This window comes from Streptomyces globosus (assembly GCF_003325375.1).
In the GTDB taxonomy this organism is placed as follows: Bacteria; Actinomycetota; Actinomycetes; order Streptomycetales; family Streptomycetaceae; genus Streptomyces; species Streptomyces globosus_A.
Genome location: NZ_CP030862.1, coordinates 3,706,635 through 3,727,658, shown reverse-complemented (window position 1 = coordinate 3,727,658; position 21,024 = coordinate 3,706,635). Strand labels below are relative to the sequence as shown.

The 21,024-nt window shown below is 75.6% G+C and carries 25 protein-coding genes; 12 read left to right on the top strand and 13 right to left on the bottom strand.

Features of this window, described 5'->3' with window-relative positions; translation table 11 throughout:
* The first annotated feature begins 89 nt into the window (after window positions 1–89).
* Entirely contained in the window at window positions 90–254 is a 165-nt protein-coding gene (locus C0216_RS33525; RefSeq protein ID WP_162793237.1) for a hypothetical protein, read from the top strand.
* 18 nt (window positions 255–272) lie between these two features.
* Here C0216_RS33525 and C0216_RS16270 read toward each other — a convergent pair whose 3' ends face one another.
* A complete protein-coding gene (locus C0216_RS16270) occupies window positions 273–1,172 on the bottom strand; it encodes an NAD-dependent protein deacetylase (protein WP_114055982.1) in 900 nt (299 codons plus the stop codon).
* A gap of 144 nt (window positions 1,173–1,316) precedes the next feature.
* Between C0216_RS16270 and C0216_RS16265 the strand changes: the two genes are divergently transcribed.
* Entirely contained in the window at window positions 1,317–1,727 is a 411-nt protein-coding gene (locus C0216_RS16265) for a hypothetical protein (protein ID WP_114055981.1), read from the top strand.
* On the opposite strand, the gene C0216_RS16260 is transcribed toward C0216_RS16265, so the two are convergent.
* Complete coding sequence (locus C0216_RS16260) at window positions 1,724–2,284, bottom strand: TetR family transcriptional regulator (RefSeq protein WP_114055980.1); 561 nt, start codon at window positions 2,282–2,284, stop codon at window positions 1,724–1,726. The two genes, C0216_RS16265 and C0216_RS16260, sit on opposite strands and share 4 nt — an antisense overlap.
* A 106-nt stretch (window positions 2,285–2,390) precedes the next feature.
* Here C0216_RS16260 and C0216_RS16255 point away from each other — a divergent pair, with 106 nt between their 5' ends.
* Window positions 2,391–3,578, top strand: a complete 1,188-nt coding sequence (locus C0216_RS16255; protein ID WP_114055979.1) for an FAD-dependent monooxygenase — start codon at window positions 2,391–2,393, stop codon at window positions 3,576–3,578.
* An 89-nt stretch (window positions 3,579–3,667) separates the two neighbouring features.
* On the opposite strand, the gene C0216_RS16250 is transcribed toward C0216_RS16255, so the two are convergent.
* Both C0216_RS16250 and C0216_RS16245 read right to left on the bottom strand, forming a co-directional pair.
* Window positions 3,668–4,540: a DUF4190 domain-containing protein gene (locus C0216_RS16250; RefSeq protein ID WP_114055978.1), complete on the bottom strand. Its 873-nt coding sequence runs from the start codon at window positions 4,538–4,540 to the stop codon at window positions 3,668–3,670.
* 204 nt (window positions 4,541–4,744) lie between these two features.
* Window positions 4,745–5,212 carry a VOC family protein gene (locus C0216_RS16245; RefSeq protein ID WP_114055977.1) on the bottom strand — a complete coding sequence of 156 codons (468 nt, stop codon included), beginning with the start codon at window positions 5,210–5,212 and terminating at the stop codon, window positions 4,745–4,747.
* A gap of 166 nt (window positions 5,213–5,378) precedes the next feature.
* On the opposite strand from C0216_RS16245, the gene C0216_RS16240 reads away from it, so the two are divergent.
* From C0216_RS16240 to C0216_RS16230, 3 genes are all read left to right on the top strand, one after another.
* The gene (locus C0216_RS16240; RefSeq protein ID WP_114055976.1) at window positions 5,379–5,657 is read left to right on the top strand and encodes a DUF3253 domain-containing protein; all 279 of its coding nucleotides are present in this window, start codon (window positions 5,379–5,381) and stop codon (window positions 5,655–5,657) included.
* Between the two features lie 908 nt (window positions 5,658–6,565).
* Window positions 6,566–7,690, top strand: a complete 1,125-nt coding sequence (locus C0216_RS16235; protein WP_162793236.1) for a nucleotide disphospho-sugar-binding domain-containing protein — start codon at window positions 6,566–6,568, stop codon at window positions 7,688–7,690.
* 115 nt (window positions 7,691–7,805) lie between these two features.
* Window positions 7,806–8,417, top strand: a complete 612-nt coding sequence (locus tag C0216_RS16230; RefSeq protein ID WP_114055974.1) for a PASTA domain-containing protein — start codon at window positions 7,806–7,808, stop codon at window positions 8,415–8,417.
* 51 nt (window positions 8,418–8,468) lie between these two features.
* Here C0216_RS16230 and C0216_RS35030 read toward each other — a convergent pair whose 3' ends face one another.
* The 4 genes from C0216_RS35030 to C0216_RS16210 all read right to left on the bottom strand — a co-directional run bounded on the left by C0216_RS35030 (window position 8,469) and on the right by C0216_RS16210 (window position 11,434).
* A complete protein-coding gene (locus C0216_RS35030) occupies window positions 8,469–8,957 on the bottom strand; it encodes a hypothetical protein (RefSeq protein ID WP_162793235.1) in 489 nt (162 codons plus the stop codon).
* A 116-nt stretch (window positions 8,958–9,073) separates the two neighbouring features.
* A complete protein-coding gene (locus C0216_RS16220; protein ID WP_114055972.1) occupies window positions 9,074–10,186 on the bottom strand; it encodes a hypothetical protein in 1,113 nt (370 codons plus the stop codon).
* An 81-nt stretch (window positions 10,187–10,267) separates the two neighbouring features.
* Window positions 10,268–11,032, bottom strand: coding sequence for a restriction endonuclease (locus C0216_RS16215; RefSeq protein ID WP_114055971.1), 765 nt, complete (start codon window positions 11,030–11,032; stop codon window positions 10,268–10,270).
* Between the two features lie 84 nt (window positions 11,033–11,116).
* Window positions 11,117–11,434, bottom strand: coding sequence for an ArsR/SmtB family transcription factor (locus C0216_RS16210; protein WP_114055970.1), 318 nt, complete (start codon window positions 11,432–11,434; stop codon window positions 11,117–11,119).
* A 158-nt stretch (window positions 11,435–11,592) separates the two neighbouring features.
* Here C0216_RS16210 and C0216_RS16205 point away from each other — a divergent pair, with 158 nt between their 5' ends.
* On the top strand, window positions 11,593–11,913 hold the full coding sequence (locus tag C0216_RS16205; protein WP_114055969.1) for a putative quinol monooxygenase: 321 nt from the start codon (window positions 11,593–11,595) through the stop codon (window positions 11,911–11,913).
* A gap of 113 nt (window positions 11,914–12,026) precedes the next feature.
* The gene (locus C0216_RS16200; protein ID WP_114055968.1) at window positions 12,027–12,323 is read left to right on the top strand and encodes a hypothetical protein; all 297 of its coding nucleotides are present in this window, start codon (window positions 12,027–12,029) and stop codon (window positions 12,321–12,323) included.
* A gap of 36 nt (window positions 12,324–12,359) precedes the next feature.
* Here the strand turns inward: C0216_RS16200 and C0216_RS16195 are convergent, their stop codons facing one another.
* Window positions 12,360–12,902, bottom strand: coding sequence for a GNAT family N-acetyltransferase (locus C0216_RS16195; RefSeq protein WP_114055967.1), 543 nt, complete (start codon window positions 12,900–12,902; stop codon window positions 12,360–12,362).
* A 294-nt stretch (window positions 12,903–13,196) separates the two neighbouring features.
* On the opposite strand from C0216_RS16195, the gene C0216_RS16190 reads away from it, so the two are divergent.
* The 3 genes from C0216_RS16190 to C0216_RS16180 all read left to right on the top strand — a co-directional run bounded on the left by C0216_RS16190 (window position 13,197) and on the right by C0216_RS16180 (window position 15,199).
* Window positions 13,197–13,865, top strand: coding sequence for a hypothetical protein (locus tag C0216_RS16190; protein WP_114055966.1), 669 nt, complete (start codon window positions 13,197–13,199; stop codon window positions 13,863–13,865).
* A complete protein-coding gene (locus C0216_RS16185) occupies window positions 13,862–14,758 on the top strand; it encodes a hypothetical protein (protein ID WP_162793234.1) in 897 nt (298 codons plus the stop codon). Before C0216_RS16190 ends, C0216_RS16185 begins: the two co-directional genes overlap by 4 nt.
* A 66-nt stretch (window positions 14,759–14,824) precedes the next feature.
* The gene (locus C0216_RS16180) at window positions 14,825–15,199 is read left to right on the top strand and encodes a VOC family protein (protein WP_114055964.1); all 375 of its coding nucleotides are present in this window, start codon (window positions 14,825–14,827) and stop codon (window positions 15,197–15,199) included.
* A 63-nt stretch (window positions 15,200–15,262) separates the two neighbouring features.
* Here the strand turns inward: C0216_RS16180 and C0216_RS34435 are convergent, their stop codons facing one another.
* Complete coding sequence (locus C0216_RS34435) at window positions 15,263–15,817, bottom strand: hypothetical protein (RefSeq protein WP_246042572.1); 555 nt, start codon at window positions 15,815–15,817, stop codon at window positions 15,263–15,265.
* 471 nt (window positions 15,818–16,288) lie between these two features.
* Between C0216_RS34435 and C0216_RS16170 the strand changes: the two genes are divergently transcribed.
* Complete coding sequence (locus tag C0216_RS16170; protein WP_114055963.1) at window positions 16,289–17,254, top strand: amidohydrolase family protein; 966 nt, start codon at window positions 16,289–16,291, stop codon at window positions 17,252–17,254.
* Window positions 17,255–17,275: 21 nt separating this feature from the next.
* Here C0216_RS16170 and C0216_RS16165 read toward each other — a convergent pair whose 3' ends face one another.
* The 3 genes from C0216_RS16165 to C0216_RS16155 form a co-directional block, all read right to left on the bottom strand.
* Window positions 17,276–17,800 carry a hypothetical protein gene (locus C0216_RS16165; protein WP_114055962.1) on the bottom strand — a complete coding sequence of 175 codons (525 nt, stop codon included), beginning with the start codon at window positions 17,798–17,800 and terminating at the stop codon, window positions 17,276–17,278.
* Between the two features lie 424 nt (window positions 17,801–18,224).
* The gene (locus C0216_RS16160; protein WP_114055961.1) at window positions 18,225–19,280 is read right to left on the bottom strand and encodes a cytochrome d ubiquinol oxidase subunit II; all 1,056 of its coding nucleotides are present in this window, start codon (window positions 19,278–19,280) and stop codon (window positions 18,225–18,227) included.
* Complete coding sequence (locus C0216_RS16155; RefSeq protein ID WP_114055960.1) at window positions 19,280–20,761, bottom strand: cytochrome ubiquinol oxidase subunit I; 1,482 nt, start codon at window positions 20,759–20,761, stop codon at window positions 19,280–19,282. Before C0216_RS16155 ends, C0216_RS16160 begins: the two co-directional genes overlap by 1 nt.
* Between the last annotated feature and the right edge of the window lie 263 nt (window positions 20,762–21,024).

Below are 21,024 nucleotides of genomic sequence, written 5' to 3'. Positions count from 1 at the left end.
GGCCCGTTTCCGGGGACACGCCGGGCAGGAGCGTACGCGGCGCGTACGCGTGCAGCGGCCCGGAGGCAACGGAGGAAGGGAGCCGAGCGATGACCGACCCGCAGGGCAAGGCCCGCAAGGACGAGCTCAACCGGCAGCGCAAGCAGGAACAGGAGCGCGAACGGGCACGGGCAGGACACGAGCCCGACCCCGGCCAGGACGCGCAGACGGACCCGCAGGAGGGGGCGCGCCCCCGCAAGGACCAGGGCGGCTGAACCGGCCACCGCCGGGCGCTACCCGGCCTCCTCGCCGTCGACGGCGACGCCCAGGCGGCCCGCCACCGCGGTCAGGGCCGCGCCGAGGGGGAGCGCGACCCGCGTGACGGCATGCGGGTCGCCGCGGGTGGCGTCCCGGTTCACGATCAGCACCGGCTTGCCGGCCCCGGCCGCCTGGCGGACGAACCGCAGCCCCGACATCACCGTGAGCGAGGAGCCGAGGACCAGCACCGCGTCCGCCCCGTCGACGAGCGCCCGGCACTGCTCCACCCGCGACGGCGGAACGGCTTCGCCGAAGAACACCACGTCCGGCTTGAGGACGCCCCCGCACCGCGCGCAGGGCACGACGCGGAAGTCCGCGACCTGCCCGTCGGTGAGGTCGGCGTCACCGTCCGGGTTCATCGCGGCGGCCACCGGCTCGAACCCCGGATTGGCCTCCTCCAGCCGCAGGGCCAGCTCGCGCCGCGGGGTGGAGGCGCGGCAGGACAGGCAGACGACCCGGTCGAGGCCGCCGTGCAGCTCCACCACCCCGTCACTGCCGGCGGCCTGGTGCAGGCCGTCGACGTTCTGGGTGATCACGCCCGCGAGCATCCCGTGCCGCCCGAACGCTGCCACCGCCCGGTGCCCGGCGTTCGGCCGCGCCCGGCCGAACGTACGCCAGCCGAGGTGGCTGCGCGCCCAGTAGCGGCGCCGCGCCCCGCTGCCCGAGACGAAGTCCTGGTACGTCATCGGGGTGTGCCGGCTGAGGCTGCCGCCCTCGCCGCGGTAGTCGGGGATGCCCGACTCCGTGGACAGGCCCGCGCCGCTCAGGACGAGCACCCTGCCGGCGGCAAGCACATCGACGACGGGCCCCAGCTCCGTCGTGCCGGGCGGCAGATCCCCGGAGGGGGTCCAGCTCAGGGTGGGACGCATACGCATGCCGCCAGGCTACGCACGCCCGCCGCGATCCGCCCCGCCCGGGGGCGGCTGCGGCCCCGGGAACACGGAACCGTGCCTCGGCCGCGGCCCGCCCCCACGCCCTGACCGGGCCGGGCCCGTCGAACGCCCTGAGATCACGGCGGGATGACGGCGACCCCCGACCCGGACCGCCGGACGGCGGTCGACGCGGAGTTCCGGATCGACCACCTGCGGGCCGTGGACGAGACCCGGGCGACCGCAGCCGTGCGCTGCACGCACGGGCCGGTCCGCCTCGGCGCACGCTTCCACCGACTCCGTGACGCCGCGGCGCCGATCGACCTGGTGCTCACGCGCATCCTCTTCTACGGGCGCCCGGTCGACGCGCTCGACCCCGCCTGCACGGCTCTGGTCACTCTTCGCGGCGCAGGAACCACGCTGCTCGCCCCAGGAGCCGGCGCCGGCCCGCCCACCATCCAGGGCGCCAACCCGCCGCCGTGCGCCGGGCCGTCCCGCGCGCCGAGGGCACGCACCGAACGCCGCTCCTTGCTCCACGGGGCAACTCAATACAGCCCCTAGTAGCCGGCCAGGGTGGCGGCCAGGGCCGGGGCCAGGCGCTTGACCAGGTCGTCCGGGGGCAGGGCGACGACCGGGGGGAGTGCCAGGAGGTAGCGGGTCAGGGCGAGGCCGAGGAGCTGGGCGGCGACCAGACCCGCCGTGCGGGCGGCCCGGTCCGGGCCGAGGGCTGCCGCCAGTGCGGGTGCCACCTGGGTGGCGAACACCTCGCGCATGCGGGCCGCGGCCTGCTCGTTCGTCACCGCGGAGCGCAGCAGCACCAGCAGGGCGTCGTCCGCCGGGTCGCCCTCCCACCGGTCCACGAAGTGCCGCACCAGCGTGGCCGGCAGTTGCTCGGCCGGCACCGCGCCCAGGTCGGGCAGGCGCAGGTCGACCGCGAGGGCGGCGTCGAAGAGCTGCTCCTTGCTGCCGAAGTACCGCATGACCATCGACGGGTCGATCTCCGCGTCCGCGGCGACGGCGCGGATCGTCGTGCGCTCGTATCCGTGGGCGGCGAAGCGTTCCCGCGCAGCCCTCAGGATGGCGGTCTTGGTCTGGTCGGAGCGGCGCGGCGTCGTCATGCCAACAAGCGTAGGCCAACAACTGTTGACAGGCGAATCGCGCGAGGGCATCCTCAAGTCAACAGACGTTGGCCAACAAGTGTTGGCCCGCCGGAGGAGGTCCGCAATGACCAGCACCCCCGTACTGCCCTCCCGCACGGAGGTGGCCATCGTCGGCGCCGGGCCCACCGGGCTCGCCCTCGCCGTGACCCTTGCCGAGGCCGGCGTCGACTTCGTCCTCCTCGACCGGCAGGCCGAGGGCGCCAACACCTCCCGCGCCGCCGTCGTGCACGCCCGCACGCTGGAGGTGTTCGACGAGCTCGACCCGAGCGGCGCGCTCTCCGCCGGCCTCGTGGCCCGCGGCATCCCCGTCTCCCGCTTCCGGATCCGCGACGGCGCCCGTCCCCTCGCGGCCGTCGACTTCGACGGCCTGCCGACCGCCCACCCGTACGCCCTGATGGTCCCCCAGTACGAGACCGAGGCCGTCCTGCTGAGCCGCCTGCGCGCACTCGGGGGCGACGTCCACCGCCCCCGCGAGGTCACCTCCGTCACCCAGGACGCCGACGGCGTCACCCTCACCACCGCCGCCGGCGAGACCCTGCACGCCGCCTACGCCGTCGGCGCCGACGGGATGCACAGCACCGTCCGCGCGGCAGCGGGCATCGGCTTCACGGGCAGCGCGTACGACGAGTCCTTCGTCCTCGCCGACGTCGTCATGGACTGGGCCCCCGGCCCGAGCGAGGTCTCGCTCGCCTTCGGCGCCGCCGGGCTGACCGTCATCGCCCCGCTGCCGGGAAACGGGAACGGGGGCGTGGGCGGGGGCGGCGGCGCCGGCCGGCGCTACCGGATCGTCGCCACGGTCGCCGAGGCCCCGCCGTCTCCGGACCTCGCCTTCGTGCGGGCCCTGCTGGCGCAGCGGCTCCGCGGCGAGGCCCGCGTGCACGACCTCGTGTGGTCCTCCCGGTTCCGGATCCACCACCGCGTGGCCGACCGCTACCGCGCCGGGCGCCTCCTGCTCGCCGGGGACGCCGCGCACGTGCACAGCCCGGCCGGCGGGCAGGGCATGAACACCGGCATCCAGGACGGCTACGCCCTCGGCCGCGCCCTGGCGGACGGCGACCTCGACGCGTACGAGGCCAGGCGCCGCCCCGTCGCCCAGCGCGTCGTCGCCCTCACCGACCGGATGACCCGCGTCGCCACCGCCCGCGGCCTGACGCGCCGCGCCCTGCGCAACACGCTGCTGCCCGTCCTCGCCCGGATCCCGGCCTTCCGGAACCGCCTCGCCCGTGAACTGGCCGAACTCGACTACCGCTGACCGGCCGCCGCAGGCCGCCCGCCGCCCCGCGCACGCAAACGGCCGGCCGCGGTGTGGGCGGCCGGCCGTTTGCGGGTGCGGGGCGGGTCTCAGGAGGCGTTCGCGCGCACCGAGCCCGTGGTCGTCCCGGCCGGGCTGCCGAGGAAGCAGGTGACCGTCCGGTCGCCCAGGACCCAGCTCGACGCCTGCGGGTAGTAGTAGAACACCTCAAGCGACTTCGGCAGCTTCGCCGCGTCACTGCCCACGTAGTCCGTCAGCGCCTTGCCGCCGCACTTCTCGTCGGCGCTCGCGACGACCTTGTCCGCGCCCGGGAACGCCCCGCCCTCCAGGGTGAGCACGGCGTACACCTCGCCCTCGTGCGGCTGGTCGCACGCCACGGTCCGCACCGACTGGCGGGCCTCGGTGCCCCCCTCCTCGGTCTTCGCCAGGTCGTCCTCGGTGTTGAAGCAGTCGCCCTTGCGGATGTCCTCGACGTCCCTGCGGCGCTCGCGCGGGCTCGCACCAGGGCTCGCGCCGGCGTTCGCGCCGGGGCTCGCACTCTGCTCCGGCACGGTGACCCGCCCGCCGGCGTCCTGCCGCGCCGCGGCGTCGTCGGCCGCCCCGCCGAGCAGTCCGATGGCGAGCACGATCGCGTAGAACGCGATCGTCGCCCCGTGGATGACGATCGCCGCGATCGCGAGTCCCTTGCCCTTCTCGCCGTTCTTCCGGATCTGCGAGAGGGCGACGAAGCCCAGGATCAGAGGAACGAACGGGATGGCACAGACCACCGACATCACGAGCGCCACGATGGCCGCCACGTTCGTCTTCTGCGGCTGCGGCGGGTACCAGCCCTGCGGGCCGCCGAACGGGGCCCCCTGCCCGGGTACTCCGGGCATTCCGGGCTGCCCTGGCAGGCCGTACGGGCCCTGCGGGGGATACGGCTGCTGGTACGGGCCCGGCGGCGGCTGCGGGGGTATCGACATGCTCGTGGTGCTCCTCGAAAGGGTGGAAAAGACCAACAGCCGGGCGGAACGCCGCCGGGTGGGGGACTGGTGGGCGGATGATGTCCGACCAGCCGCGCCCCAGTATCACCCGGCCGGCACCCCGCCCCCGCCGAATTACCCGGCCCCGGCCCCCGCGGCCCCGACCCGGCCCCGCACCCACCCCGCCCTGCTGCCGCCCCGCCGTCAGCCGCCGCCCTGCACGGCCTCCCGCGCCCGCCGCTCCATCTCCTCCTCGGACACGTCCTCCACGTGCGAGGCGAGGCTCCAGCGGTGCCCGTACGGGTCCTCGATCTGGCCGGTGCGGTCGCCGTAGAACTCGTCGCGGACCGGACGAAGCTCCCTGGCGCCGCGGGCGACGGCGGCGGCGAAGACCGCGTCGACGTCCTCGACGTACACGTGCAGGGTGACGGGCGTCCCGCCGACGGACTTCGGTGAGCGGAAGCCCATGTCCGGGTGCTCGTCCGCCAGCATGACGACCGAATTGCCCAGCTCCAGTTCGGCGTGTCCGATCCTGCCGCCGGGGGCGGGCATGCGCGTCCGCTCGGTCGCGCCCAGCACGGACACGTAGAAGTCGATCGCCTCCGCTGCTCCGTCGCAGCACAGGTACGGGGTGATGCGCGGATATCCCTCGGGAACGGGTTTGACGGCCACAGGCTCCCCGCCTTCCTCTCACCGGCGGCCGCGGTGACCGCCGCCTGCCCCACTGATATCCCGTACCCGGCCGACCTGCCGGACCGCCGCGCGGCGGCCGCCCGGGGCGTGCCCCGAAGGGCCGCCCCCGCCGACCGGGGTGCCGCCGCGGCGCCACACTGGGGGAGTGGAGGACAGCGGACGGCCGGCGGGCCGGCGCCTGGAGCGGGCCATCCTGGACCTTCTGGAGCGCCGCGGCCCGACCGCGACGATCTGCCCCTCGGACGTCGCGCGCGCGGTGTACGCGGGGGAGGGCGACGGCTGGCGCGCGCTGATGGAGCCCGTCCGCCGCGCGGCCCGGCGGCTCGCCGCCGCCGGCGAGGTCGAGATCACCCAGGCGGGCCGTCCGGTCGACCCGTCGCAGGCCCGCGGCCCGATCCGCATCCGCCGCACCGCCGACCGCTGACCAGGCCGCAGGGTCCGGGAACCGCTTACGGGTGCATCCTGGAGGGGGCGCCGAAGGAGTTGACCGACCATGCGCACCGTGACGAGACGCGTCTGGTGGCTGTGGGCAGGTGCTGTCGTCGGTCTGGGCCTGGCCGCGTGGATCATTGCCGCTTCAACGTCTCCCGCTCCGCAGCCGAGCGGCCCCGCGGTCCCGCCGTCGGCAGTGGAAGGCATTGCTCCGGCGGAGGACGGGGATGCAGGCAGGCCCCGGGTCGGCGCAAGCGGCGAGCGTCCGCGGCCCTCCGGGACGGAGCCGGGCGAGCGGCCGCACCCGGACGGGCCGGGAAGCGAGCCGGAACAGCCCGCCGGTGCGACGCCCGGGGCGACAATCGGACAGCCGCCGGATGCCCGTCAGGCGCCCGAAGCAGTCGTCCAGTGGGCCGGCATCTCCGTCGGGGCGGTTTCGGCCCTGGGCGGGATGATGAGCGGGGTCGCGGCAGTGGTGATGACGCGGCGCAGCAGGACAGCACCCGAGGAGGCGCAGCCTGCGGCGGCGACAACTCGCGTGCAGCCGCGCGCCGGGACTGCACACCCGTCAGGGCGTTCACCGTGCCGCCGTGAGCCGTACCCGCCGCTGCCCGGAAGGGCGGGACGGCGGCACAGGCCCTTCCACGCGGGCGACCGGCATCCCCGCTGAGGGGCGCGCCGGAGTGCGGCGCGGACGGCTGGAGGCACGCGCCCGCACAGCGCGGAATGCCGCATTCATGCGCGGTGGCCGGTCCACCCGGGAACGTCCGAATTTCGACCCTGTTCCAGGGAACACCCGCCGCCCCTCGGCCAGTTCACCGAAGGGAGCCGGGACAGGCCCCTGCGACCCGCACCGTACGGCCCGTCCCGGACCCGCCACACCCTGGGCAAGGAGAAAGCGTGCGCATACTCTTCACCGGACCGGCCGCCGCCGGCCACCTGTTCCCGATGATCCCCACCGCGCAGGCCCTGCGGGCCGCAGGCCACGAGGTCCTGTTCGCGAGCGGGCAGCCGCTGGACCGGCTGCGGGAGGCCGGCTTCCCCATCGTGGAAATCGGCGACGGCCGCACCCTCCGGGAGGTGTTCGAGCAGAGCACCGGCGAGGAGGTGGAGTACGTCGCCCACGACAGGACAACGGAGCAGATCCTCGACCGGGCGGCCCGCGGCTTCGCACTCGCCGGCCGCCCCACCGTGGACGGCCTGCTCGCCGCCGCCGAGGACTGGGGCGCCGACCTGCTGGTCCACGACTCCTTCCAGGCCTCCGCCCCGCTGGTCGCGGCCAAGCTGAAAATCCCTTCGGCGATCCAGAACTTCGGCGTCTCCTCGGGCCTCGACATGGTCGGCCGGATCGCCGCCCACTCCGCCGAGGCGTACGAGGCCCACGGCGTCGAGGGGCCGGCCGAGGCCACCCCGCTGAACGTCGTCCCCGCCTCCCTCGGCGGCGACCCGGGCGGCCTGCGCATGCGCTACATCCCCTACAACGGCGGCGGAACCGTCCCCGCAGAGCTCCTCCGCCGCGGCGCCCGGCCGCGCATCGCCGTCACCCTCGGCACGGTCCTCACCGAGCTGGACGGCGTGCGCGCCATCGCCCGGCTCGTGGAGGCCGCCGCCTCCGTGGACGCCGACTTCCTGCTCGCCGTCGGCGACGCCGACCTCTCCCCGCTCGGCACCCTCCCCGGCAACGTCCGCCCGCTGCCCTGGGTTCCGCTCGCCGAGCTGCTGACCGCGGCCGACGCGCTGGTCCACCACGGCGGCTCCGGCACCATGCTCACCGCACTGCAGGCCGGCCTGCCGCAGCTCCTGCTGCCGCAGGGCGCCGACCACTTCGTCAACGCCGACGCCCTCACCGCCGCGGGCGCCGCCCTCCGCTCCACCTCCGAAGGCGTCGACGCCCCGCTCCTGGCCCGCCTGACCGGCGACCCGGCCCTCCGCGAGGCGGCCGCCTCGCTCCGAGCGGAGAACGCCGCCCTGCCGACCCCGGCCGCGATCGTCCCCGCCCTGGAGGCCCTTGCGGCCTCCCGTTAGCAGCCGGCCGTCGGCGGCGGGCCCGCAGCCGCGCCGCCGACGGCAGCCGCATGCGCCATGTCACAACTCGGTGACACCGCGTACCCCCCGGCCGCGCCCCGGGGAGCATGGCCGGATGCGGAACCACCACACCACCGCCGCCGTCCTGGCGGCCGTCGCGGCCCTCGCCCTCACCGCCTGCGGCCCGCCGTCCGCCTCCGGCGAGTCCAAGCCCGGTACGCCGGCGCCGTCCGGCACCGCCCGGGAGACGGCTGCCCTGCCGGACCTCGTCGGCATGGGCCTCCAGGCCGCGCAGGACGCCGCCCAGGCGGCCGGATTCCACTCGCTCACCTCGCACGACGCGCTCGGCCGCGGCCGCGAGCAGCTCCTGGACCGCGGCTGGAAGGTCTGCTCGCAGACCCCCGCCGCCGGGAGCGCCGTCGACACGGCGGCGAAGGTCGACCTCGGCGCGGTGAAGCTGGAGGAGGAGTGCCCCGCCCGAGAGCCGGCGACCCCGTCGGCGCCCGTCGGCGCGACCATGCCGAACTTCATCGGCCGGAGCATGAAGGTGGCCCGGCAGGCGCTTCCCGGGAACGCGAGCATCACCGTCAAGGACGCCCTGCAGGAGCGGATGGTGCTCCAGGAGTCCAACTGGCGGGTGTGCAACCAGAATCCGCCGACCGGCACACCGCTCACGGGGCAGCCCGTGGCGTTCCACGTCGTCAAGTTCGAGGAGGCCTGCCCCTGAGCCCGGGCCCGGGTCCTGGCGCGGGCCCGGGGCCCGGAAGGCCCGGGCCGGCTACCGGGCGAGCTTCTCCCCGCAGCGGGCGCAGAAGCGGGCCTCGGGGTCGGCGGCCATGCGGCCGCAGGCGGCGCACACCCGGTCCGCCAGGCACGCCGGTTCACCGGCGCCGGCGCGCAGCCCCGTGGTGATCCCCAGCGGCGGCCGGCGGCGGTGGGAGGTGGTGTACGTGAGCCCGTCCGCGCCGGCCCGCACCGAACGCGTCGTGCCGGCAGGCAGCCAGGCGACGGCGCCCGGCGCCAGCGCCACCGTCTGCTCCGGCGTGCTCAGTTCACCTGAACCCGCGACCACGACGAGCAGCACGCCGAGGACCGTCTCCGTGTGCTCGCCGATGTCGGCGCGGGCCCCGAGCCGGACGAGGTTCGCATCCAGGTCGCGGCCGGCGCCGCCGAGCGCCCACAGGACGCGGATCTGCCCCTCGCCGACGGCGTCGGCGGGCGGCGGCGACGGCAGGAACACCGGTGTGCCCGGCGCGGACGGCTCCATGGCTTCTCCCACTGCGAAGGGGGCATGCTCCCCGAACTCCTCGAAGGCCACCACTATCGCAGCCCGCCGACCCGGCGGAGCCCCTCTCCGCGGTGCCGGCGGCGCGGTCGTGTGCGTCAGTTCTGCGGCCGGTAGGCCTGCTTGCTCGCACAGGTCCACACGGTGGGCGTACCGAGGCCGTGCTCGTCGAGGACCGTCCCTCCGACGCGGTCGTCGTCCGTGACGGCCTGGGCGGCGCCGCGGCGCGGGCCGCTGCCGCCGGGCAGCGCGAGCACCGGGCCCGTACCGGGCCAGTACGCGGGCTGCGAGCTCTTCGGCCAGCCCTCCTCGTACGAGACCGCCCGGCCGACGACCGCGCCGGTCCCGGGGCTGATCCCCGCCAGGGCCAGCTCCGCCTCACCGGCCAGCCGGCCCGGTTCCGCCGGCAGGGCGTCGTAGGGCCGCTTCCAGGTCGCCGGGCGGTGGTGGGACAGCTCGCGCCAGTGCTGCCACTCGTGCCCGACGACCCGGCCGCGGTTGTCGATCCCGGTGGCGATCACGTCGAAGGTCGGGTCGCCCTGGTTCCAGACCTCGAGGGCGTACGGCGGGTAGCCGCCGGCGGGCCAGACCACCGGACTGCCGCGGAAGGCGGTCTCGTCGGTCACCGGGTCGTAGGACTCGCCGGAGACGTGGCCCAGGATGTCGCCCCGCTTGTTGACGGCGCTCACCGAGACCCGGCTGTTCGGCAAAGCGTCGGCCGGGAGCGGGAGTTCGCGGACGACCCTGCCGCCGGCCCATTCCCTTCCGACGCCGTTCTCGCTGGTGGCCATCCGGCCGCCCTCGTTCACGGCCGCGGACACGTCGTGGGCCGTACCGGTCAGGAGCCGCACGGCGGCATCGCCCGGCCGGTAGCTGAATGCGGCGGCGCCGTCGAAGCCGCGCCGCAGGGTGCCGACCATCAGCCCGCTGTCGCCGACCGACGTGACGGCGCCGTTCGTCCACCCGTCCGGCAGCGGCACCGCATGGACGGCGCTGCCCTTCCAGTACACGGGCAGGCCCCGGCTGGTGCCCACCGCCAGGTCGCCGCGCCCGAAGCCGTACACGGTCCCGCCGTCGCCTGCCGGACCGGAGGGCAGTGCGTCCAGACTGCGGATCTCCGGCGTGCAGCCCGTGGCGCCGGCGGGCGCGGCGGCCGTGACGAGCCCGGCGACGGCGGCGGCCGCGGCAACTGCCGCGGTGCTCTTCCTCATTGGTGCTTCCCCCTTGATCATGATGCGTACGGGCTCCATACTGCCGGGCACCCGGCCGGAATGCGGCACCCCCACTTGCGATCAGCGGACCGGGTGCCGGACCTCCCCGGGGGCGGCGTCCGCCGGGGCGGACTGCCACGGCGGTCCGGTCCGGGCCCCGGTCCACGCGGCCAGGGCGTCGCCGTCGACGCAGACGATGCCGCAGGCGGCGGCGTACTCCGCGGCCGGCGCGGTGAAGCCGCTGGTGGTGACGACGACGGCCACGTCGGCCTCGTGGACGGCGAAACAGGTCCCGCCGAACCGCTGGAGGTCCTGGGAGCCGACCCGGTGGCCCTCCCCGTAGTGCTTGCACTGGATCACCACGCGCCGGCCCTCCGACGTCACGGCGACCACGTCGGCCCCCAGGTCGCCGGCACCGCCCACCACCTCCACCCGGTGGCAGCCGTCACGGGCGCACAGCGCGGCGACCGCGTGCTCGAAGCCGTCGGGGTCCACCGCCTCGTGGTCCACAGCCTCGGGACCCACCTCGGGGAGCGGGGGAGCCGGATCCGACCGGCCAGGGGCCCCGGCAGCCGGCGGGGCGGCCGGCGGGGCGGCCGGCGGGGCGCCCGGCGGACGGGGCCCGGGAGCCGCGCTCCACCGGGCCAGGGCCGCTCCGCCCGCCAGTGCGGCCACCGCGAGGATCGGCACCACGGGCAGACCGCCGCCCGCCTCCGCGGCCGTCCTCACGAAGAGGGCCGCCCCGCCCAGGCAGACCACCACCAGTCCGACGGCCAGCACGACGTCACGGCCCGCCGGTGCCGCACCGCCGCTCCCGCCCCTCCGGCGCCCTCCCGATGCAGCCATCCCGGCTCCTCCCCTCGCGACCTGCACGTCTCCCTCGTCTGGACGCCGACGACCGTCTTCAAACGCCCCGGCCGGCCGCAGGAGTCAGGGACGCTCCTCCGCGGCGAGCAGGGCGAGGAGGCCGGGGAAGCGCTGCTCGACGTCGGTGCGGCGCAGGGCGGCCATGCGGCTGTTGCCGCGGTCCACCTGGCGGATCAGCCCCGCCTCGCGCAGTACGCGGAAGTGGTGCGTGAGGGTCGCCTTCGAAACGGGCAGCCCGAACGAGGCACAGGTGCGGGCGGTCCCGTCGGGCGCGGCGGCCAGTTCGCGGACCACCGTCCGGCGGAGCGGGTCCGCGACGGCGGCGAGGACCCTGCCGAGCTCCATCTCGGCGGCCTCCGGATGGCCTTCGGTATCGGGCACGGGCTGCTGCCTCCATGTCGCGGGAGTTCGGTACGCGCCGAAAGGTACGGGTTGCATCGTACCTCGAAGATCGCTAGCGTCCTCTCAGGTACGAACTCAGTCGTACCTTCGCCGCGTCGGCCTCCTCGTGCGGTCGTACGCCTTCCCAGGGAGCACCCGTGAGCCGACCGCCCGTCACCCTTGTGGGCACCGCCCGTCCGCGGCCGGAGCGCGCCGCGGAGCTGAGGGAACTGCTGCTGTCCTTCGTCGAGCCCACCCGCAGGGAACCGGGCTGCCTGGAGTACCACTTCCACGAGGACCGCGACCGTCCGGGGGTGTTCGTCTTCTACGAGGCGTGGCGCTCGCAGGCAGACCTCGACGCCCACCTCGCCCTGCCGCACATACGCGACTTCCAGGCACGCCGCATGGACTACCTCGAAACCGACCTGGAGATCAGCTTCCTCACGATGCACAGCCCGTACGGGCACCGCCCGTCCTGACCCCGTACGCGCGCCGCACGCGGCGGGATCCGCCGGCGGGAACGCATGGCCGGTGCCGGCGCGGGCATCAGCGGGTGCGGGAGCGGCTGTCCCGCGGCGACGAGGGGGTTGGCATGGCGAGGACCGGACTGACGGCGCGTGAGGCCGCGGCGTGGGACCAGCTGGCGGCGCAGCTGTCCGACGCGGACGCCGCACCGCCGCCGGCCGCCCGTACCGCGGACAGGACCCGGCTCCGGGCACGGCTTGCCCTCGCGGCGGTGCTGCTGCCCACCGCGCTGCTGCTGCTCGTCGCGGGCAGTGCGACGGGTTCCGGCCCTCTGGCGTGGGGCGGTGTGACCGCCTGGATCGGCGCCGTCCTCACGGTCTCCCGCGTCCTCGGCCACGGCCCCCGGCTGCCCTGGCGCCCCTGACCGGCAACGGGCCGCAGGGGCAGCGGCCGCCCTCGCTCAGGGGCGGTCCAGGCCCCACGTCTGGAGGGAGAACGGCCGGCCCTTCTCCTCGCCCTCGATCAGCGGCACGTCCAGCAGCCTGAAGCCCGCCTGGGCGGCCACGGCCACGCTGGCGGCGTTCTCCGCCTCCAGCTCCAGGATCACCCGCTCGACGCCGAGCTCCTCGAACGCGTACGCGGCCATCACCCGCACCGCCCGCGCCGCCAGCCGCTGCCCGCGGTGCGCCGGGCCGACCGCGTAGCCGATCTCCGTGCCCTCGGGCGCGCGCCGCAGCATGACCTCGCCGAGCGGCCCGCCGCCGTCGACGGTGATCGCGAGCAGGATCGCCGTGCCCTCCGCGCGCAGCTTCCGGTCCCGCTCCAGCCGTGCCCGGGCGGCTGCCGCGTCGAAAGGCGAGACGATGGGCGTCCAGTACGCGATGTCGGGGTGGTCGAACAGCTCCGGCATCGCGGCCAGGTCGTCCTCCGTCCAGTCCCGAAGGACGAGTCCCTCCCCCCGCAACTCCATGCGCTCGGGAAAGGACGACGTGGTGCCGCTCATGCTGGGGCCCTCCTTGGCCTGCGGTGTGGGACGAGGCAGGATAACCGCGTCCGGGCCGGAAACCCCTGGCGTTTTCCCCAGGTACCCGGCCGCCCCGGAGGGCTCGCTGTGCCGAATGCAACCGGGGCCGGGCGCACGGTGTGCAGAGGTGCGCCGCCACCGCTGCCCGACGGCCCGTAGGGTGCGGGAACCGGTACCGAAACGGGCCCGGACCAGGGGCGGAGCGAGTTCGCGACCGCTCGCCCCGGACCCGCCGGACACCGGCCGTACCACCGATTCCATGGGGGAACTCACGTGCACATCCACCGCACTCCGCGGACTCCGGGCCGCAGGGCCGCACGCGCGGCCGTCACCCTGGCCGCCGCCGGCCTCACCCTCGCCGGCACGCAGGCGGCGGTGGCCGCCGACGCCCTCCCGGGCGCCGATCCGGTCCCCGCCGAAGTGCAGTACGCCCGCGACCTCGCGGACGGCAAGCTCGACGCCGGCCACCTCGCGCACAAGGCGCAGAAGGAGGCCGAGGAGCGCGCCCTCGGCCTCGACACGGCCGCCGCCGGCGCCGCCCCGCTCCGCGAAGTCGTCCTCAGGGGGACGAAGTTCTTCGCCCCCGCCGGAGCCCCGCCCCTGGCAGCGGCCGAGGAGCCGAACAACCTCTGCGCCTACGGCGAGGTCTGCCTCTACTACAACTCGGGCCACCGGAACGCCAACTTCAAGCGCAAGGACACCCAGTCCACCATCAAGGACTACGCGGGCTACACCTTCCCGGTCGGTCTCCCCGGCGGCGGCCAGCCCGTCAAGAACAACGCCGCCGCCGTGCACAACGCCAGCGGCCACTACACCTTCGGCGTCTTCTACAACAGCAACCACAAGGGGCTGCGCGCCTGGTATGCACCGGGCACGGGCCGCGACCTGCCCGACTGGCTGAAGAACAACAACGCCTCCGGACGGGCCGACCGTTCGTGGTGACGGTGCTCCGCCGCGCCGCCGCCCTCGCCCTCGCGGCGGGGGCGGCGGCGCTCGCCGCGGCGTGCGGCGGCAACCCCGGCAGACAGGACGGGGACGGCATCCCGCCCGGCCCGCCGCCCGCGCTGCCCGTCGAGGAGTACATGCCGTCACCGCGGCAGATCGCCGAGGACGGCTGGGCCCGTACCGTCCTGATGGCGCGATGCCTGGAGCGGTTCGGCATCGACTCCGCCTACCCCGACCGCCGCGTCCTGCGCGGCCCCGCCACCCGCACCGAACGCCGCTACGGCACTCCGGACGCCGCCCGCGCCCGGGAATGGGGCTACTGGCTGCCCGGCGACGACACGGCGCCACAGGACGCCGCACCCGGCGCCGCCGAGAACCAGGTCTCCTCCGGGACCGTCGCCGAGTACGCCGGCCGGAAGGTGCCCGAAGGCGGCTGCCACGGCGAGGCGGTCCGCGCCCTGGACGGCCCGGACGCCACCCCGCAGACCTACGGCGACGCCCTGCGCACCGCCAACGACATGGAACTGGCCGCCTACGAGAGGGCGCGCCGCCACCCGCAGGTCCGGAAGGCCGAGCAGATGTGGGCCGCCTGCATGGCCGGCAAGGGGTACGACCTGCCGGCGGACGTTTTCTCCGCCTCGGACCGGCTCGACCTGCCGCCCGTGCGGCCCCGGCCCGGTCCCTCCTCGCCGGAGATCGCGACCGCCGTCGCGGATGCCGCATGCATGGGCGAGGCGTCCGTCGCCGTAGTGTGGCAGACGGTGGAAGCCGCCTGTCAGCGCGAGGAGATCGCCAAGGACCCGGCGAAGTGGGAGGGCGTCCGGCGGACGTACCGAGCGCACTTCGCGAACGTCGAACGGGTCCTGCGCGACAACCCGCCGCGCGGGTGACCGCGGCGCGTGAGCCCTGCCGTACGGGGTAGGAGCCGGGACGGCCGAGTGACGAGAGGTGTCGACGTGATTCGCAAACTGCAGGCGGTCGCACTGGACTGCGACGACCCGGTCCGGCTGGCGCGCTTCTACGCGGAGCTGCTCGGGGGCCGCGTCGTCGAGGACCCCGAGGACCCCGACTGGCTGGAGGTGCACGGCTTCGAGGGGACGCCCCTCGCCTGCCAGCGGGTGGACGGCTACCGGCCGCCCCGGTGGCCCGGGCAGCAGCGGCCGCAGCAAATCCACCTCGACTTCGACGTCGACGACCTCGAAGGCGAGGAGAAGCGCGCGCTGGCCCTCGGCGCGACCCTGCTGGAGCGGACGGACCAGATCCGCCCGGAGGCCAACTGGCGCGTCTACGCCGACCCGGCCGGCCACCCCTTCTGCCTCTGCCTCCACTGACGCGGGCGCCCCGCCCGGCCGCGCCGTCGCCCCGCCACCGGGCGCGGGCGGCCGCGGCCCCGCTCAGCCGGTGGGGCCGGGCGCGCCGGGCGCCGTACGGGGCCGCCGCGGGGCGGTGTCGAGGACGGCCCACATGCGCCGGCCGTCCTCCCCGGTGTCGGTGCCGACGGCGCAGGTCGCGGCCAGGCCCGCGACCTGCGCGAGCACCCCGTCGTCGGGCGCGCCGACCACATGGCTGAGGACGGCCACGAGGATCTTCCCCTCCTGGTCGCCCAGGTGCACCGACAGCCGCTTCCCGCCGTCCGCGACCGCCGCCCCGACGAGGACCCGCACCGACTGCTCCACGTCCCCTTCGCACGCGCCCGCATATCCCCAGCCGCGCACCGTCTCCACGGCCTGGCGGGCCGCCTTGCCCGCCGCCCACCGGTCGGCGCGGAAAACGAGCGCCGCAGTACGCCGGTTGCGGACCACCATCCGCGGACGGGCCCGTACCGCCACCTCCTTCGGCTTGGTGGCGGGCTGCGGACGCGGCGCCTCCACCGGCTTCTTCTGCGGCGGCGGCGTCCTCGGCGGGTGGGTCGGCGGCAGTTTGGGACCCCTGGCCTCGGGACTGGTCAACTCGGCCTCCTCGCAACAGGGAACAGGCAGACGGAACAGCGTCCCCCATCCTGGCACGGCGCGGCCCCGACACCGCCCCCGCACGGCCCGAAGGGCCGATCGGCGTCGCGGCGCCCGAGCGGGGGAAGCCCGGGCACCGCCCGGCCGGCGGGCCCGGCAAACGCCGTGGTGACGGATTCCCGCAATCCGCCCCCGCTTTGTTCCCGGCGCCCCTGCCGCCGCCGGTGATCCTGCGTAGCCTTGGGGCCGATCGCAGACGTGTCCGTCGAACGGCGTGGACGAGGCTCCGCTGCGGCCCCCGCCCCCGAAAAGGGTGCCGGGGTGCCGCGGCGGCGTCCGCCTCCGCCGTACTGCGCGCCGGGCCGGCCGCCCCCCGGCGGGCCGGCCCGGTCGACACGACCCGCCCGGACACGCCCGGGGCTGCCGTACGAGCCCGGTTCCCTTCGCCGTCCTCACGCCAGGAGCTGCCGCATGTCCACACCCGCCGGTCTGATCGACGTCCACCACCACGCCGTGCCGCCCCTGTACGCCGAGGCCCTCGGCGACCGGAAGGCGATCCCGGGCGTCGACTACCCGGACTGGACCCCCGAGCAGAGCCTGGAGGTGATGGACGCGCACGGGATCGCGGCGGCCGTCCTGTCCATCACGGCCCCCGGCGTCACCTTCCTCGACGGCCCGGACGCCCCCAAGATGGCCCGCCGGGTCAACGAGTACCTGGCCGGGCTGGTCCGCGAGCACCCGAAGCGGTTCGGCGCGTTCGCGATTCTCCCGCTGCCGGACGTGGCCGCCGCCCGCGACGAACTCCGGTACTCCATGGACGAGTTGGGCCTGGACGGAGCGGGGCTGCTGACCTCGTACGGGCGCCGCTACCTCGGCGACCCGGAGTTCGAGCCGCTGCTCGCGGAGATCGCCGAGCGGGGCGCGGCCGTCCACGTCCACCCCGCCGCCCCGCCGAGCCGAGACCTGGAGACCTTCGACCTGCCGGCGTCGCTCTACGAGTTCACCTTCGAGACGACCCGCACCGCGGCGAGCCTGCTCTTCAACGGCGTCCTCGACCGGCTGCCCGACCTGCGGCTGATCCTGTCGCACGCGGGCGGCACCCTGCCGTTCCTGGCCCGCCGGCTCACCCACGGCCCCACCATCGGCGCGTACCTGAAGGACCGCGTCCCGGCGGACGTCATCGGCACACTGGGCCGGCTGCACTACGACATCGCCATGTCCGCCAACGAGTTCGCGCTGCCCGCGCTGACCCGCCTCGCCGGTGCCGGCCGCATCCTCTACGGCAGCGACTACCCCTTCATGCCCGCCGCCCACACCGCCGAGAACACGGCCGGCTTCGCCGCGTACGACGGGTGGACGGAGGCCGAGCGCGCCGAGGTGGGCCGGGCGAACGCCCTCCGGCTGCTCCCCGCCCTGGCGGCCCGCCTCGCAGGCTAGTGCCGGGGCGGGGCCAAGGCGCTAACCGACCGGCTGCAGCCCCCAGTAGTGCGGCTCGATGGGGGCCCGCCTCACCACGATTCGACCGGTGACGTCGGGGCTGTCCACCAGCTTCCCCCACGAGCCGGATCGGTCGCCGGGGGTGTGCTCGATGTCGGCCCACACCACGCTGCCGGGTCCGGCGGAGCCGTAGGAGACGGTCCACTCGGCGTACTTGTCGGCACAGTTGTCGCTGACAACCACCCTGTAGTCCGTCTCCAACCTCAGACAGGTGCGCGGGTTCGAACCCGGTGTGGAGACTTCCATCGTCCCGTTGGGGCGTTGCCGTACCTGCCAGTTCGCCGAGGTGGACCCGTCGTCCGTGCAGGCGCCCAGGGACGCCGTGCCGATGCTCCCGTACGACTTGGGCCACGTCAGGCACTTGCCGTCGCTGAGGGCCGCGAACCGGTAGACCCCGTCGACGAGCGGGGCGGCGTGGACGGGTTGCGCGAGTGCCGCGGCGGCCGCAACCGCGGCGGCCGTGACGGCGATGGCGCGTGAACGCATGGGATGGCACTCCTGGCAGTCGTGGTCGAGCCGGTCGCACGGCACAGACCCGGTCGATGCGCATTCCGCCGGAGGCGGACCGCTGCGGCACCGATCCTGGAACACCGGCCCGCCCGGTGGCCGTCTGCGGTGGCCGCTGTCACCCGCCTGACGGAACCGCATCACCCGATGGCGCGGCCGTGGGGCGTGGCCGCGCCCCGACCCCGATCGGGGGCGGGGCCGTCACCGGGACGCGCCCCCCGGCCCGATCCGGCGGCCCGCCGCGGGGCCGGCCGTCCGACTCCTGCACGAAGTGGTGGAGTGCCGGCGCGCTGCGGGCCGCGAGCAGCAGGCGCGCGTCGAGCCCCCGCGTCGGCCGGGCGGCGACCCCCCAGAGAACGGGCGGTCCCGGCCGGGCTCTCGGCCCGGCCGGTCCTGCGGCCCGTCAGCCGCCGCCGTCGGCCGGGCCGCCCCGGTGCGGGCGGACCCCTCGCAGGTCGGAGTCGGCGAGGGGTTCGAGCGTGCCGCGGGTGTCCAGCCGGTACAGCAGCGCCACGGCCGGTCCGATGAGCAGCAGGGCGACGAGGCTGACCAGCGACAGCCATGCCAGGGTCTGCGGGTCGCCCGCGGCGTCCGCCACCGTGAGGGAGGTGGGGATGAGGTAGGGGCGTTGGGCGAGGCCCCAGGCGAAGACGGCCGCGCCGACGGCCGCGACGGCGCCGAAGCGGGCCCACTGCGCCCTGTCGCGCAGGACGAGCAGCCCGGTGGCGGCGAAGGACGCCGCTGAGGCGGCGGCGAGGGCGAGGCCGGCGCCGCGGGTGAGCCCCTGCCAGACGTGCGGCGCGTCGCTGCGGGTCGCGAGGAGCACGCCGCACGCGGTGACGGCGACGGCGCCGAGGGCGACGAGGGCGCGGAGCCGGAAGTAGCCGACGAGGTCGGGGGCGTCGAAGCGGCCGGCGTCGGCGGTGAGGAACACGGCGCCGAGGAGGGCGGTCCCCGCGACGGTGAACAGCCCGAACGCCAGCGGGGCGGGCCCGGCCCAGACGCGCGCCGCGGCCTCGGTGCCCGGTGCGGCCCGCCCGGAGGCGATGCCTCCGACGGCCACGCCGAGGCAGAACGGCGTCAGCAGCGAGGCGCCGGCGAAGGCGGCCCCGTACAGGCGCCGGCGGGACAGCCGCCGGGCGGGCTTGCGCAGCGCGAAGCCGGCGCCGCGCACGACCATGCCGAGGGCGGCCAGGGCGAGCGGGAGCCACATCGCGGTGAACACGGTCTGGAAGAGCACGGGGAAGCCGGTCCACATCAGGACCAGGACGAAGACCAGCCACACGTTGTTGACCTCCCAGACGGGCGCCATGGCATGGTCGATGAGCCGGCGCGGGCGCCGTCCCCGCGCGGCCCCGCCGGCCGCCAGGTCCCAGAAGCCGGCCCCGTAGTCGGCCCCGCCGGCGCAGGCGTACGCGGTGACCGCGAGCAGCAGCACGAAGGCGACGAGCTCCGCCATCACCGCCCGCCGCCCTCGGAGGGAGCGGAGCCTCCGGGACCGGCCGCCGGGACCGGCGGGCGGGGCCCGTACGGGGTCGCCGCCTCGGGGGCCTCCGCACCGCCCGGGCCCGTCCCCGGGCCGCCGGGCTCGTCGGCGAGGCGCCAGCGGTCGCGCATCTTCAGCAGGACGACCGCGAACGCCGCGAAGATCAGCACGTACACCACGGCCACGAGGGCGAACATGGCCCAGAGGGCGGTGGAGCGGGTCGGGGTCACGGCCTCGGACACGCGCATGTGCCCGTAGACGATCCAGGGCTGGCGGCCCACCTCGGTGGTGATCCAGCCGCATTCGACGGCGACGACCGATCCGGCGCCCGCGCAGGCGGCCCCCCGGTAGAACCACCGGGAGCGGGGCGGGCGGCGGTGCCGCAGCCAGGCCAGCCCGTACCAGGCGGCGAGGAGGGCGAGCGCCGAGCCGATGCAGACCATGATGTCGAAGGCGCAGTGCACGATGGTGGCCTGGGTGGTGTTCGGCCGGTCGCCGGCCGGCACGGCGGTCAGGCCCTGCACCACCGTGTCCGGGCTGAAGCCGGCGAGGATGGAGTCGAGCTGGGGGAATTTGATGCCGCCGGTGATCGATCCGTCCGGGTGCAGGCGGCCGAAGAGGTACTCCGGCACGTGGCTGTCGGTCTTCCAGACGATCTCCATGGCCGCGAACTTCACGGGCTGCTCGCGGAAGACCGCCCGGGTGATCGAGTCGCCCAGGAACAGCTGCACCGGCGTGGCCGCGGCGGCGAGGGTGAACGGCACGGTGAAGCCGAGGCGGTGGTACCGGTCGCGGCGCCCCCGGAGCCATCCGACGGCGTAGACGCCGGCCACGACGTACCCCGCCGTCATCAGCATCGCCACCACGAAATGCCAGTACTGGGGGCCCAACATGGGGGTGAAGATCGCCTTCCAGACGTCCACGCCGACCGGGTCGCCCCGCGAGTCGAGAGTGAAGCCCTGCGGCGTGTTCATCCAGGCGTTCGCGGACAGGATGCCGAAGGCCCCGAGCAGCGCCGCCGCCGGCAGCGGGAGCCCGAGCAGGAAGTGGGTGCGCGGCGGCAGCCTCCGCCAGCCGTACAGGTAGATGGCGATGAGCACCGCTTCGAGGAAGAAGGCCCAGGCCTCCACGCCGAACCCGATGCCGAACACGTCGCCCCACCGGCCCATCAGCCCCGGCCAGAGCAGCCCGAACTCGAAGGACAGCACGGTTCCCGTGACGACGCCGATCGCGAACTGCACGGCCATCACGGCCGACCAGCGCCGGGCCAGCAGCAGGGCCACCGGGTCGCGGCGGCGCAGCCCGCGGTGGTGCATGACCAGCGTGATCAGCGGCAGCGCCACGCCCAGCGGCACCAGGATGATGTGGGAGGCGAGGGTGAACGCCATCAGCTGCCGGGCCGGGAGGAGTTGGGCGGGGGCATCGGCCGCCAGCAGGTGGACCGTGGTGTGCATCGCGCTCCTCGCCTCGCCGGACTGGCCGGTCCCGGCCGGCGGGGGTCTTGGCCGCAGCCCGGGTCCGGTACGCCACGGAAGCACCCTCTGCGCCGGTCGGGCGCCCGGGCGGCGTCCTCTTGGCCCGCGCGGACCAGCGGCAGCACCCGGTCGGAGTACACCCCCGGGTGCCTGCGGGCGGCGGGGCTCGGGGCGCCGGCCCCGGCCCCGTGACGGCCTGGGACTGCGCGGTCAGGAGGGCCGGCCGCCGCCGGGGACGGGGA

Bases quoted from the DNA above. Each gene is read 5' to 3' on its own strand.
- C0216_RS16155 (WP_114055960.1), bottom strand. From the start codon at position 20,761: ATGCACACCACGGTCCACCTGCTGGCGGCCGATGCCCCCGCCCAACTC.
- C0216_RS16200 (WP_114055968.1), top strand. From the start codon at position 12,027: ATGGCGAGGACCGGACTGACGGCGCGTGAGGCCGCGGCGTGGGACCAG.
- C0216_RS16215 (WP_114055971.1), bottom strand. From the start codon at position 11,032: ATGGCTGCATCGGGAGGGCGCCGGAGGGGCGGGAGCGGCGGTGCGGCA.
- C0216_RS16255 (WP_114055979.1), top strand. From the start codon at position 2,391: ATGACCAGCACCCCCGTACTGCCCTCCCGCACGGAGGTGGCCATCGTC.
- C0216_RS33525 (WP_162793237.1), top strand. From the start codon at position 90: ATGACCGACCCGCAGGGCAAGGCCCGCAAGGACGAGCTCAACCGGCAG.
- C0216_RS16260 (WP_114055980.1), bottom strand. From the start codon at position 2,284: ATGACGACGCCGCGCCGCTCCGACCAGACCAAGACCGCCATCCTGAGG.
- C0216_RS16165 (WP_114055962.1), bottom strand. From the start codon at position 17,800: ATGCGTTCACGCGCCATCGCCGTCACGGCCGCCGCGGTTGCGGCCGCC.
- C0216_RS16270 (WP_114055982.1), bottom strand. From the start codon at position 1,172: ATGCGTATGCGTCCCACCCTGAGCTGGACCCCCTCCGGGGATCTGCCG.
- C0216_RS16265 (WP_114055981.1), top strand. From the start codon at position 1,317: ATGACGGCGACCCCCGACCCGGACCGCCGGACGGCGGTCGACGCGGAG.
- C0216_RS16250 (WP_114055978.1), bottom strand. From the start codon at position 4,540: ATGTCGATACCCCCGCAGCCGCCGCCGGGCCCGTACCAGCAGCCGTAT.
- C0216_RS16220 (WP_114055972.1), bottom strand. From the start codon at position 10,186: ATGAGGAAGAGCACCGCGGCAGTTGCCGCGGCCGCCGCCGTCGCCGGG.
- C0216_RS16195 (WP_114055967.1), bottom strand. From the start codon at position 12,902: ATGAGCGGCACCACGTCGTCCTTTCCCGAGCGCATGGAGTTGCGGGGG.
- C0216_RS16170 (WP_114055963.1), top strand. From the start codon at position 16,289: ATGTCCACACCCGCCGGTCTGATCGACGTCCACCACCACGCCGTGCCG.
- C0216_RS35030 (WP_162793235.1), bottom strand. From the start codon at position 8,957: ATGGAGCCGTCCGCGCCGGGCACACCGGTGTTCCTGCCGTCGCCGCCG.
- C0216_RS16160 (WP_114055961.1), bottom strand. From the start codon at position 19,280: ATGGCGGAGCTCGTCGCCTTCGTGCTGCTGCTCGCGGTCACCGCGTAC.
- C0216_RS16230 (WP_114055974.1), top strand. From the start codon at position 7,806: ATGCGGAACCACCACACCACCGCCGCCGTCCTGGCGGCCGTCGCGGCC.